Source organism: Treponema brennaborense DSM 12168 (assembly GCF_000212415.1).
In the GTDB taxonomy this organism is placed as follows: Bacteria; Spirochaetota; Spirochaetia; order Treponematales; family Treponemataceae; genus Treponema_F; species Treponema_F brennaborense.
This window is the reverse complement of the sequence record NC_015500.1, coordinates 1,201,510-1,214,573: the sequence shown is the minus strand read 5'-3', so window position 1 is coordinate 1,214,573 and position 13,064 is coordinate 1,201,510. Positions and strand designations below refer to the sequence as shown.

Here is a 13,064-nt window from a genome sequence, read left to right as displayed (position 1 = left end):
AAGAGGTGATATTATGAATGATGTAAGAGAACCCATTCAAAAACGTTCTATTGAAACAAAGAAAAAAATACTAGATGCCGGGTTTGCCCTTTTTTGCGAAAAAGGATATTATAAAACCAATACAATTGAGATTGCCAAACGTGCTGGTATCTCAACAGGAGCGCTATATAGTTACTTTAAAGATAAGAAACAAATATACATTGCTGCTTTTCACGATTATCTTGAAAATATTTCAGGCCATTTACTTGAAAAATTAAGTTTGCAACAACCTTTTTCACTAGCTAGTTTTGTCGAAAATTGGATCTGTTATTATATTGACTTATATGCCGATACCAGTCACGCTCTGGCTCAGTTAAGAATGATGATATCAGAAGATACTGATATCAATCGTCATTTTTCCAATTTTGAAAATGAATATTTTTTAAAAATTAAAGAGCTATTAAATAAAAATGGCATAACGCAAGATGACTTATTTGAAAAAGTTTACACTTGCTGCATTTTAATTGATGCTCTTAGACAGGAAAAATCTGCATTTTCACACAACGGCTTAGACTTCAATATTTTTAAAGACCAAGTAACCAAAACTGTCATTGTATTATTGTCAAGTTGATTTTTTATTAAGGGCTAATAAAATCGCAGAGCAAGTCTATTTTTCTGTATGGCAATTCAATTTGTCATTTGATAACTCTATCTATGTAATCTATCAAGGGGTGTAAATGAGAGACTTCAATTAATTCGGAAGCTCTTTCAGACGCAAAGATGGCGTAAGAAATTGCTTTCTTACGCCGGTATTAGCCACAGGTCTAGAGGTCAGGTCTTACCTTTTTCAACTTGTTCAGTTCCCTCGCAAACACATATCAATATTCCATTGTATTAGATAAGGACATTTTCCTTTGGAAAGCGTCATTATTATATCAAAATATACTCCAATCCAAAATCCTTCGCAAAAGTCGTAAACATCTATTAATCCTTCATATTTTCAGACTTTTTACTAAAAAACCATCTCATTCAGGAAAAGAAAGGCATTTGATACAGAAAAAAGGCAATAGCAGGTCCTATACACAGTGATATTAATGTTGTAATCAATTTTTTATGAGAAATTGTCAAATGTTGTGGATGAAAAATCCTGGGATTTGTTTAGGCTGCAATCTGTAAGATTCCATCTACAAAAGTTTTATCTTCTTTGACCAGCTGGAGCTTTTCAAAACCTTTGAGCCGTCTCCAGTTCTTTTCAGCTTCCTTGCAGAGCTTAAACACCATTGCGAGCGTGGCATCCGCAGAACCATTTCCTTTAGTTGACCTGTGCCTTAGCCTTACCGTTGCGAACATCGATTCAATCGGGTTTGAAGTCCTGATATGAACCCAGTGCTCTGCCGGATAATCATAGAACCTGAACAGGTCATCGTAATCTTTTGCAAGGCACTCCGTTGCTTTCGGATATTTCAGCTCATACGTATCAATGAAATGCCGATAGGCATCCTGTGCGTGCTGTTTTGTGTCTGCAAGAAAAATATCCTGAAGTTTCTTTTTAGCCGCCGGCTGAACGCAGTCCGGCATTTTGTCCAGCACATTGCCCGTCTTGTGAAACCAGCATCGCTGGATTTTCATCTGACCCCAGACTTTATCCACTGCATTTTGAAATCCAAGCGCTCCGTCACATATTGCAAGTTTTGGAGCTGCCGTAAGTCCGCGGAATTTCAAGTCGCGCAGAACCTCAAGCCAGGATTCCTCACTTTCACGCACTCCCTGATGAACTGCCACAAGCTCCTTCTTTCCGTCTACTGTAACTCCAATTATTACAAGGAGACAGAGTTTCTGGTCATCAAGCCGGGCATTGCAGTAGACACCGTCAGCCCACACATATACGTATTCTTTTCCGTCAAGCCTTCTGTGTGCCCATTCGTTATATTCTTTCCGCCAGACCTCCTTGAGTCTTGTTATTGTTGCCGGAGAAAAGCCTTTCGCGCCTTCTCCGAAAATCGCCGTTAGCGCATCCTGAAACTTGTTTGTGGAGATTCCTTTCAGGTACAGCGTTGGAATCACGTTCTCAAGTGTCGGTGTTTTCCGCATGAACCTGGGAAGAATCGCACTTGTAAAACGCTCTGGACCAGGAAGAGCACGGTCGTCAATGCGAGGCTGGCGGACTTTGATTGTTCCGCATGTCGCCTGAATTTCACGTTCCGGCATATAGCCGTTTCTGACCACCGTCCTATGTCCGTCTGCATCCAGCTTATGCTGATGTTTCTGGATGAACTGGTCAACTTCGCTTTCCAATGCCGCCGCGAGCATCTTTCTTGCCGATTCCCGGACAAGATTTTCAAAAAAATCTGCACTTGCTGTAGTGCTTTTTTCCAAATTCCACTGTAAAATATTTTCCATAAGAGACTGTCCTTTGTTTTTGTTTGGTTTGGTCATTAAACTTTAACAAATCTCAGTCTCTTTTTCTATTTTTAATTTAACTCATCCACAACTTTTGAGTATAACTCATTCGCACCCTTTCACCCCCTAACGCGGATGCTATGCTAAAAAACACATTTCTTCAAAATGAACAGAATTTCTACAATTCATATTTAGTTATATAAGTTGGTTTCCAAAATTCTTGGGCTTCCATTAAGTTTTCATCAGAAAATACATTATCTGCCACATAAATATATCTTAAGTTTGGACATTGCTTCTTTAGAAATTGAATTGTTTTTAAGTCTGATATATTATTACAATTTAATGTTATTTGATCTACAGAAGCGGGCAATTTTCTCAACATTTCCAAATATCCAGGAAAATTATTAAATGAAACAGCAAAAATCTCTCTTGGGAAAAATATATCTGCAACATTATCTACAATACAATTACTAAAAGATAAGCCATCCAGATTTACGTTTTCCAAATAAGTTCCGATTCCTTTTATAATGGAGTTTTTCATAAATACCCCTCCATCTCTATTAACGAAAGCTATTCCTTCAAAAGACTCAACTTCACAATTGTTAAAAGATATAGTTTGCATATTTGGAAATAAATCCATCCCTACTAGATTCTTTACTTTTACATTTATTAAGTTTATACAACTTAATTTTTCTATTTGCTTTTGAGATAAAACATCATATAATTCTTTTAAATTATCTAACTCTGTAATAAGAAAATTTTCATAATACAATGCTGGCTTATATGTTTCTTTTACAGTGTTATTTGATGTAACAGTTTGCCCCCAAGCTGTACCTAATAACATATTCAATTCGGATTATAATTAAATGTCCAAGCTGATGTAACTTGTGAATATGCAGTAAGCAGACGCAACTTTCCGTCCGCCGCTCCCGCCGTATTGTTCAGTATAGCATCGTTCATGTCATATGTATAGGCAGCTTTCTCTGCGGCGCACGCAGCCGTTAATGCAAATACAGCCGTCGGGGTAACCGGCAGCGTCAACTTTATGCCAGTACCATTTTTTGTCATCAGTTTTGTTTGCTAGTTTTTAAACATCTTTTTCAGCACTCAAGCCGTATTTCTCCATTTTCTTTTTTGCGCTTTCCGTTCTTGTCCTCAAGGCAAAAAGACCTCCCGATACACAAACGCTTGACTTTTCGGCGGGCAACCTTTATATTCAATAACAGGAATGCAGATGTACTGCTGCCCTGATCGATCGGGGATGCACCGGTTTCGACGGGTGTGACCGCGGACTTGAACTGCAGGTGAGGCCGCCTGTCCTCTGAACAGACAAAACTTATAACTGCCGAAGATAATCGTCAGTTTGCTCTCGCAGCGTAAGCTCGGGAACACGGAAACCGGATTGTGCCGCTCTGAACGGTTCGGATTTCTGTCGCCAATCAGGGCTTGCTTTGCACGGTGTCCGGTACGTGCACGGGACTTTCACCGGAATACGGATCCGACGCTTTCGATGCTGCTACCGGGTCCCGACAACAAACTCGCATCGATAAACCTGTAGACGTTCCTGACCCGCACACTTGGACGGGAGTTCAATTCTCCCCATCTCCAAAAAAAGCCGGTTCCGAAGTTCGCTCCAAAAACATGAAGCGCACGTCGGAACCGGCTTTTTATTACGGCAACGGCAGGGCTGCCCCGCACCGCCGTCCGAAGACGTGCGGCACGTCAAGGGGAAACCCTCCGCACGAATCAGTAATTTTCGGCCTTTACCTGAAAATACGACTGCGGATGCGTACAGACGGGACATACTTCCGGCGCTTTTTTGCCGACGACCAGATGTCCGCAATTGCTGCACTGCCACATAACGTCGCCGTCTTTTGAAAAAACGACGCCGTTTTCCACGTTGGCGAGCAGTTTCAGATATCGCTGTTCGTGAGATTTTTCTATGGCCGCCACCATTTCAAACAGTTTGGCGATATGGTCGAAGCCCTCTTCTTTTGCCGTTTTGGCAAAACCGGCATACATGTCGGTCCATTCGTAATTTTCGCCGGCCGCCGCGTCTTTCAGATTTTCGGCAGTCGAAGCGATCCCGTTGTGCAGCAGTTTGAACCATATTTCGGCATGTTCTTTTTCATTGGCAGCCGTTTCTTCAAACAGATTTGCAATCTGCACGAATCCGTCTTTGCGGGCTTTAGACGCATAGTACGTGTACTTATTGCGAGCCATCGATTCTCCGGCAAAGGCTGCCTGCAGATTCGCTTCCGTTTTTGAACCTTTTAAATCTTTCATAGAATCCTCCAATGCAAAACGCTCACGTTCTGCGAATTGTGATATTTACAATATAAACCAAAATTCCCGCTTTTTCAAGAAAATTATTGACAGAAAATTATTCGGTTCCGGAAATTCCCGATCACGTATTCCGGCTTACAGCGCAAAGCCGAGCCGTTCCGCCTCGGCAAGATGACCTGCAGCGAACGACTCGCGCGTTTGCTGACCGCGCGACATGCCGCCGAACAGGTGCAGTTCCGCTATCCCGGCACGGGTCGAAATACGATCGGTCAGCATAACCGAACGCATCGCCTGCGCCATTCCCGATTTTTCGAGTTCTTCGGCGGTGTGTCCCGCGCACGCCAGACACAGCGCTTTACGGAAACGCGGCATCACGCACGGTTCGTACGCAAAGCCGAACGTCCACACGCGGTCGAACCAGCCGACCAATTTTGCCGGCGCTTCCGTCCAGAAAACGGGATAAATAAACGCAAGCGCGTCCGCCTTCAGGATTTTTTCCTGTTCGGCACGCACGTCGTCGGGAATCGGCGCGTCAGATACATAATACGCTTCGCGCTCGTATTCGGCGGCACTCATATCCGTCGTAAAATTCATCGCATATAAATCGGACACTTCGTACGTGTGACCGGCCCGTTCCAATCCGCGGATAAAAGCGTGCAGCAGCCGTGCGGTAAAACTGTCGCCCGCGGCCCCGCACGGATGTGCAAATACAATAAATACGTTCATGCCGGCAGTATACTACAGCGGTATCACGATCGTAAAGGTGCTGCCCCCGTTTTTTTCGGAATCGACGCGCAGCTGCCAGCCGAACGAATCGGCAACCGTTTTTACAACCGAAAGGCCGAGACCTTTTCCCTCTTCGCGCCGGGAATTGCTGCCTCTGAAAAACGGGTCAAAAATCATCGGCAGATCGTCCGCCGCAATACCGCAGCCGTCGTCGCTGACGCTCACCGAAACGTATTCCGCCGGCAGCGCCGAACCGGGTACGGCCGGCAGTGAATCCGCTCCGGCTCTATGGATCACCGCCGTGAGTTCCACAACGCCGCCGTCGTCCGTATAGCGCAGCGCGTTGCCGCACAGGTTTTCAAGCGCGCGGATAAACAGTTTTTCATCGAGCGGAACCGAAACGTCGGCGGGAATTTCGATTCGGGTTTTTACGACACGGCTCAGCACGGTACCGTCGCTTTCCAACCGGTGCGCGTACGAGTCGAGAATCGGTTTGAGCGCGACTTTTTCAAGGTGCTGCCGCCACTCGCCGGTATCGAGTTTTACGAAATTGATCAAATCGTCTATCATGTCTTCAAGTTGGTCGATTTTAGCTCCGATTATTTCAAGCGATTTGTTCAGCATTTCAGGCGAATCCGCAAGGCCGTCGGCAATCGCTTCGGTGTATCCTTTAATCAGCGCAAGCGGCGTACGCAGATCGTGACTCACGCCCATGATAAAGCGCGACCGGCGCACCTGCGCGTCCTTTAAGGCAAAGCGCATGCTGTTGAGCGATTTTGTCAGCGAAGTGATTTCATTGCTGCCTTTTACGGCGATTTCCGTGTCGAGATTGCCTTCTGCGATAAGCCGCGTCGATTTTTCGAGCAGTGAAACGGAACGCGTCACCGAACGCGCAATGAAAATGATCACAAGCGCGCAGCAAAGCAGCAGGCTGACAAAAAACAGCGTGACGAACCTGAACAACTCGGCAAATTTATCCGGTTTATAGCGGACTTCTTTGGCAATGCGGGTGATGACCATGAGCGAGCTGCCGGGCTGCGCTTCCGGCTCCACTTTGGATCCGCTGAAACTGCGATCCAGCTGATACATGTACCGTCTGCTTTCCTGCCTGAAAATACGCAGCAAATCGGTGTCGCTCAGAACCGCATCCGACGGGATTTCTTCAATGCTGGAAAAAACGACTTCGTTCGAGTCGTTAAGGATTGCAACGTCGATCATCGGCGGCAGCTTGTCTATGAATCGTTTTATCTTGTTCCATTCCGAATTCGATACGCCTGCGTGATCGTTTTGCAGATGCTGCGCTTCATCGTAACTCGGAACGAACGCCCGCTTGGGCGAACGGTAATACTCCACCACGACCATCGCGCCGAACACGAGCAGCGGAATCAGTACGATGCCGGCAAGCAATAAATTGAACTGCGTTCTGATTTTCATACGGTGTGCTCCGTGCCGGAACCGGCGGTAAAACGGTAGCCCATTCCGAACACGGTTTCTATAAACCGGGGATCGGCGGGATCCGCTTCGATTTTTTTGCGCAGCCGCTGTATATAGACGGCTACGGCGGAAAGATCGCCGTAGGCATTTTTCCATACTTCGTCGTAAATCACCGCGGGCGTCAGCGGCCGGCCGGCGTTTTTTACCAGAAACGAAAGAATCGCGTACTCTTTGGCGGAAAGGGGAATCCGTTCACCGCTGCGCGTCAGCACGCAGCTGCTCAAATGCAGCGTAAAATCGCCGAAGCAGAATACTTGTTCCGATGCGGCCGCGCTTTCGGAAGTCGCGTCCTGTACCCGGCGGATCATGGCACGCACGCGGGCAACCAATACGCGCGGCGAAAACGGCTTCGTAATATATTCGTCCGCACCGCCGCCGAGTCCGGAAATTATGTCTTCATCCGCATCGCGCGCGGAAACGATCAGCACCGGAGTCGAATGCGTTTTGCGGAATTTGTGCAGGAATTCGAATCCGTCCATTCCGGGCAAATTTAAATCGAGCAAAACGAGATCCGGAGAAAACGTTTCCAGCGCGTCGAACGCCGCTTCCGCGCTTTCAACGGTTACGGCTTCCATACCTTCTTTACCCAGATAGAGAGCGACCAATTCCGCCAATTCCGAGACATCTTCTATTACGAGAATTCGAGCTTTCATAGGCTATCTACCATCCGGAACACATCATGCCACAGAATAAAAAAGAAGTTAAGCATTTTGAAAAGTTATAACAGAATTTTATTTTTTCTTTATCCGCTGTTTATACCGCTGCAACCGCGTCAACGGTATTATAATAGTATCACGATAGTATCGGGAGGTTCCGCAATGCCGGACAAAATAAAGAGAGCTGTATTTTATCTGCTGCTGATGCTGGCGCCGTTCGCAACGGTGTACGCGATCACACTTGATGAAGCAATCACGCTCGCATTGGAAAACAACGCCGATTTAAAAACGCAGGCGGTTTCGCTTGAAAGCGCGCGCAGAACCAACGCGTCTTCATGGAACAAATTTCTGCCGTCGGTATCACTTACCGGCTCGCTGACCAATTCGCATTCGTTCGGTGCCGGCGGAAGCGATTCGTGGAATTGGAACGCCGCGGCGGGGCTGTCCGTCAGTTTCACCGCCGGCATTCCCGCCCAATTGAAACAGTCGGCGCTGGAATACGAAGCGGCGCTTACTTCATACGCAAAACTCGAAAAGGAAATAACGTCGAAAGTTTCATCGTCGTTTTACAGTCTGCTTGCGGAATATGAAAACATCGCAATACTGAAAGACAGTTTGGAACTTTCAAAACAGCAATACGAACAAATCAAAAAAAACTATGAAAGCGGTCTCGCTTCCGAATTGGAAACGCTGAAAGCCCAATATACGTATCTGGCCGCGGGTCCCACGCTTGAAACCGCCGTTACGACGTATAAAGCGAACCTTGCCGAATTTCAGACGTTAATAGGAAGCGAATCCGCCGTTACGCCGGAAGGAGAACTGACGCTGCGCCGGCTCGTACTGCCGGAAGCAGAGGAATTGACGGCGGCCTACGCCGAAAACAGGTTCGACGTCATCCAGAAAAGACAAGCGCTGGAACAGGCGCAGACGGCGAAAACGGTGCAGACACTCAATACGAACGCGCCGTCGATCAGTTTATCGGAAAATCTCAGACTGACGCCGGATACGCAGTATGCGTTTTCCGGCACGCCGTCGGCCGCAGGCAGTTTTTCGGTTTCGGTGTCGATACCGCTGGACGGTTTTATTCCCGGTTCGTCAAAAAACCTGACGATCAAATCGGCACAGGACAGCGTTACGACGGCGCAGATCGCACTCGACACGGTGCGCGTCAAAGCGGCACAGGATATTGAAACGAAAGCGGCGGCGCTCAATAAAGTGTGGAGCACGATCGACGTAACGCAGCTGAATTACCGCATCGCCGCCCGTTCGTACGAATTATCAAAAGAAGGATACGAAGCGGGACTTATCAGCCAAACCGATTTGGAATCGTCGCGGCAGCAAATGGTGAGCGCCCGGCAGAATCTGAGCCAAACGGCCGCGTCTTACATTACGGCAAGCTACGATCTGGCGGATGCGCTCAATATTTCAATTGAAGAATTATACCGTTTATTCGGTGCGGAAACGACCCGCGCCTAAAAGGGGAAAGCAATGGATAAAACGAAAAAAGCAGACGTGATAGGAAAAATCATCGTCATTACGCTGATAGCGGTCTTTATGGTCGCCGGCATAATCAGTATGTTCTCATCGTCAGGAAACTCGGCGGCAGGATTTGCAGGTCCCGGCGGAATGGGAGGATTCGGAAGCGGCCAGACGGCCGCGGCAACGGCAAATACGATCACTGTTTCCGTAAAAACGATCGAACCGGAAACCATTCAGAAAACCGTTGTGGTCAACGGCAACGTCGCTTCAAAATCGGAAGTCAACATGTATCCCGACACGTCGGGCAAAATCACCAGACTGCTCAAATCGGTCGGAGACACCGTCAGCAAGGGTGAAATCATCGCGTACGTCGACCCGTCGAAACCGGGTTCCGCGTATGCAGCCAGCCCCGTTACGGCGACAGTCGGCGGTACGGTGACGGAAATGAATATCAGCGCGGGCGATACGGTGAGCGCGAATACGGCGATAGCCGTCATCGGTTCTCTCGACGATCTTGAAATCACGGTGCACGTATCCGAAAAATACAGTTCGTATCTGAAAACGGGATTGCCGGCCTACGTTACACTCACCTCCGCGCCCGGTGAACAGTTTACCGCAGAAATCACCCGCGTCAGCCCGGTCGTCAATAAATCGACGCGCACCGTTGAAGCGACGCTGAAATTGAAATCGCGCGACGCCGGAATAAAACCGGGTATGTTCGCAACGGTCAATCTGGTTATCATGCAGGCGGACGACACGTTTACCGTTCCCAAATCGGCGCTGAAAACCTATAACGACAGCACGACGGTCTTTATCATCGGTGACGACGGCACTGCCCGGCGCGTCGCGGTTACCACCGGCATTACGAACGATTCGGAAACGCAGATAACGTCGGGACTGAAAGCCGGCGATCAAGTCATTACCGAAGGCTCGGTAACCGAAGGTTCCGCAGTCAAAATAGCGGGCACCGGCACGCTGACGGCGGCGGAAACGGCGCAATCGGCGGAAACGGCGCCGCAAGGCAAACCGGACGCTCCGGAAAAAAAGGACTAACCTATGAGCATATCAGAATTATCAGTCAGAAAGCCGGTAACGGTTGCCATGCTGTACCTGCTTGCGTGCGTCGTTGCGTGCGTATTCATTCCCCGTCTCGGCGTGGCGCTTTATCCGTCGACGACGATGCCGATGATCTCCATTTCAACGACGTACTCGAACGTCGGTCCTGAAGAAATAGACACGAACGTTACCGACGTTATCGAAAACCGGCTGAGCAGAATCAGCGGCATAAAATCCATCAGTTCCGTTTCCCAAACCGGCAGCAGCCGCGTTATGCTGGAATTCGGATACGACAAGGATCTGGACGAAGCGTACGACGACATAAACGCGGCGCTTTCAAACATATCCAATCAGCTGCCGGACAATTGCGGCACGCCGTCCATCATGAAATTCGACATGAGTTCCATGCCGATCATGCGGCTCGCCGTTGAAGGCGACTTGGCGCTGAACGAACTGAAAACGATTGCCGAAGACACGGTGCAGCCGCTGCTTGAACGCGTGGACGGCGTTGCTTCCGCCGAAGTTATGGGCGGCGCAGCCAAAGAAATCCACGTCGACGTGTCGCGCAATCGCCTTGAAGCGTACGGAATCACCATATCGCAGATCGCGTCCGCCCTCTCCGCCCGGAACGTGCAGATTTCAAGCGGCAGTATCACGCAGGACGGCACGGATTACGAAATCGTAACCGACGAATATTACGCGTCGCTCGACGATATCAGAAACACCATCATCACGACTACCGACGCGGCTTCCGTGCGCATAGACGACGTAGCCGAAGTTTTTGAAACGTACGACAAAGACAGCCGCAGCGTATACATAAACGGAATGCCGGGATTATATATCAGCATTTCAAACGAATCGGGTACGAACGCGTCGTCAATTTCAAAAGGCGTACACGAAATGCTCGAAACCGTCAACGAACAGCTGCCCAAAGGTGTCAGCGTGCGCATACTCAGCGACGACACGACGCTCATCGATTCCACCATGCAGCAAGTTTATTCGTCGGCCGTACAGGGCGCGATTCTCGCAATGCTCATCATCTTCCTGTTTCTGCGCAGCGTGAAAAGTTCGGTCATTATCGGACTTTCCATTCCGATATCGTTCGTTTTGACGCTCATGGTCATGGCGTTTATGGATTTGACCGTCAACCTGATGACGATGTCCGGCCTGATTCTCGGTATGGGAATGACGGTAGACTCGTCCATCGTTATCCTCGAAAACATTGAACTCAGGCGGCAAAAAGGTGAAAAATCGGCGATAGCGGCGATTCTCGGAAGCCGCAACATGATGACGGCGATTTTCGCGTCGACCATGACGACGCTGTGCGTATTCCTGCCGATGCTGATTTATCAGGCCGAACTTGAAATGCTCGGGCAAATGTTCAAGGAAATGGTTATCACCGTCTGCGTATCGCTCATCGCGTCGCTGATCGTTTCGGTAACGCTCGTTCCGGCATTATGCGGAAGCATCCTCAAGCTCGACACGCGTATGCAAAAACCGCTCAAAAACAAGTTTTTCATAAAAGCGGACGCGGTGATGGAAAAAGCGCTCAAATCCCTTGAAAACGCGTATTGCGGCGTTCTGCGTTTCTGTCTGAACAACCGGTTTCTGGTGCTCACGCTCGTAGGAATCATGCTGATCGTTTCCGTTATGCAGTTTGCTTCCATGGGCGTGAACCTGACGCCGTCTTCCAGTGCGGACGACCAGGTAAACATCAGCATCACGATGCCTATCGGAACGAACAACAAAGTCGTCGAGCAGTACCTGTTCGATTTTCAGGATATCATATTGCAGGAAATCGGCGATTCGTATGAAACGATCGTACTGAACACCGGAACGAGCAACAGCGGTTCCATTCAGATAAACTTGCCGGAACTGGCGAATCAGACGATGAATCCGACGCAGATAAAAGCGAAACTGCGGCCGTATATGAACCAATGGAGCGACGCCACCGTATCGTTTTCATCAGGACGCGGTCCGGGCGGCTCTTCAAGCGCCATCGACATAGAACTCATATCGAACGACACGAGCGCCGTCGCCGATACTGCCGACAAAATAATCGATCTGCTCAAAGAGTCGGTTCCCGAACTGACCGACGTTGAATCGGACATTGAAAGCGGCAGTCCCCGCTACCGCATCACGATCAACACCGACGCCGCAGCGGCAGCCGGAGTCAGCGTAACGTCCATCGCGCAAGTCATGAAAACTGCCATCAGCGGCAGTACGGCGACGACATTCCACTCGAACGGAACCGACGTCGACGTGATAGTCGCCATGCAGGAATCCGACATGCAAAGTCCGTCGGATATAGGCGCGCTGACCGTGTCGACGCAGAACGGTCTGCTGCCGCTCGACAACTTCATCACGTACGCGGAATCGCGCGCGCCGCAGAAAATCCAGCGGGAAGACGGAGAGCGGATCAATCACGTTACGGCGAGTCTTGCCGACGGAGCAACCGCAACCGAAGTACAGTCGCGCGTGGAACGGCTTATCAGTGAAAACATCGTGCTGCCCGAAACCGTCGAACTTTCGTACGGCGGCGACGCGCGCGATATCGCCAAATTCGGCGGAGCATTCGCAATCGTCATCGCACTCGCCGTGTTCCTCGTATTCGTCGTTATGGCCGCGCAGTTTGAATCGCTGGTCGATCCGCTGATCATCTTCATATCGATTCCGCTGCTGCTCATCGGCGTAGTCGGCATATACAAGCTGACCGGAAGTTCGCTGAGCATGTACTCGTACGTGGGAATCGTCGCGCTCGCCGGTATCGTCGTAAACAACGGTATCGTACTGGTAGACTTCACCAACCAGCTGGTCCGGGAAAAAATGCCGGTTCGGGAAGCGTGTCTTGCAGCCGGACGCAACCGTTTACGGCCGATTCTGATGACCACGCTGACGACCGTACTCGGCATGACGCCGATGGCGTTCTTTCCCGGCGAAGGAGCCGAATCCATGCAGCCCATCTGCCTGACGATCGTCGGCTGACGA

Annotated in this window: 10 protein-coding genes and 1 other RNA gene; 5 read left to right on the top strand and 6 right to left on the bottom strand. The window is 49.1% G+C overall.

All coding sequences use genetic code 11. From position 1 onward, the window contains the following. The first annotated feature begins 13 nt into the window (after window positions 1–13). Window positions 14–610, top strand: coding sequence for a TetR/AcrR family transcriptional regulator (locus TREBR_RS05155; protein ID WP_009064831.1), 597 nt, complete (start codon window positions 14–16; stop codon window positions 608–610). 527 nt (window positions 611–1,137) lie between these two features. On the opposite strand, the gene TREBR_RS05150 is transcribed toward TREBR_RS05155, so the two are convergent. Both TREBR_RS05150 and TREBR_RS05145 read right to left on the bottom strand, forming a co-directional pair. Next, window positions 1,138–2,379: an IS256 family transposase gene (locus TREBR_RS05150; RefSeq protein WP_013758161.1), complete on the bottom strand. Its 1,242-nt coding sequence runs from the start codon at window positions 2,377–2,379 to the stop codon at window positions 1,138–1,140. A gap of 178 nt (window positions 2,380–2,557) precedes the next feature. Next, window positions 2,558–3,223 carry a hypothetical protein gene (locus TREBR_RS05145; protein WP_013758160.1) on the bottom strand — a complete coding sequence of 222 codons (666 nt, stop codon included), beginning with the start codon at window positions 3,221–3,223 and terminating at the stop codon, window positions 2,558–2,560. Between the two features lie 413 nt (window positions 3,224–3,636). Here TREBR_RS05145 and ssrA point away from each other — a divergent pair. Next, window positions 3,637–3,990, top strand: a transfer-messenger RNA (tmRNA) gene (gene ssrA / locus TREBR_RS14035). A 135-nt stretch (window positions 3,991–4,125) separates the two neighbouring features. Here ssrA and rbr read toward each other — a convergent pair. From rbr to TREBR_RS05120, 4 genes are all read right to left on the bottom strand, one after another. Then, window positions 4,126–4,665, bottom strand: coding sequence for a rubrerythrin (gene rbr / locus TREBR_RS05135; RefSeq protein ID WP_013758159.1), 540 nt, complete (start codon window positions 4,663–4,665; stop codon window positions 4,126–4,128). Window positions 4,666–4,800: 135 nt separating this feature from the next. After that, window positions 4,801–5,391 carry an NAD(P)H-dependent oxidoreductase gene (locus tag TREBR_RS05130; protein ID WP_013758158.1) on the bottom strand — a complete coding sequence of 197 codons (591 nt, stop codon included), beginning with the start codon at window positions 5,389–5,391 and terminating at the stop codon, window positions 4,801–4,803. 12 nt (window positions 5,392–5,403) lie between these two features. Beyond that, window positions 5,404–6,825: a HAMP domain-containing sensor histidine kinase gene (locus TREBR_RS05125; RefSeq protein ID WP_013758157.1), complete on the bottom strand. Its 1,422-nt coding sequence runs from the start codon at window positions 6,823–6,825 to the stop codon at window positions 5,404–5,406. Then, window positions 6,822–7,538, bottom strand: coding sequence for a response regulator transcription factor (locus TREBR_RS05120; RefSeq protein ID WP_013758156.1), 717 nt, complete (start codon window positions 7,536–7,538; stop codon window positions 6,822–6,824). Before TREBR_RS05120 ends, TREBR_RS05125 begins: the two co-directional genes overlap by 4 nt. A 165-nt stretch (window positions 7,539–7,703) precedes the next feature. On the opposite strand from TREBR_RS05120, the gene TREBR_RS05115 reads away from it, so the two are divergent. Genes TREBR_RS05115 through TREBR_RS05105 form a run of 3 tightly spaced genes read left to right on the top strand, consistent with a single transcriptional unit; the run spans window position 7,704 to window position 13,061 of the window. Beyond that, the gene (locus TREBR_RS05115; RefSeq protein WP_013758155.1) at window positions 7,704–9,017 is read left to right on the top strand and encodes a TolC family protein; all 1,314 of its coding nucleotides are present in this window, start codon (window positions 7,704–7,706) and stop codon (window positions 9,015–9,017) included. Window positions 9,018–9,029: 12 nt separating this feature from the next. After that, window positions 9,030–10,073 (top strand): efflux RND transporter periplasmic adaptor subunit, encoded by a 1,044-nt coding sequence (locus TREBR_RS05110; protein WP_013758154.1) that lies wholly within the window; start codon window positions 9,030–9,032, stop codon window positions 10,071–10,073. A gap of 3 nt (window positions 10,074–10,076) precedes the next feature. Then, a complete protein-coding gene (locus TREBR_RS05105; RefSeq protein WP_245523738.1) occupies window positions 10,077–13,061 on the top strand; it encodes an efflux RND transporter permease subunit in 2,985 nt (994 codons plus the stop codon). The last annotated feature ends 3 nt before the right edge of the window (window positions 13,062–13,064 follow it).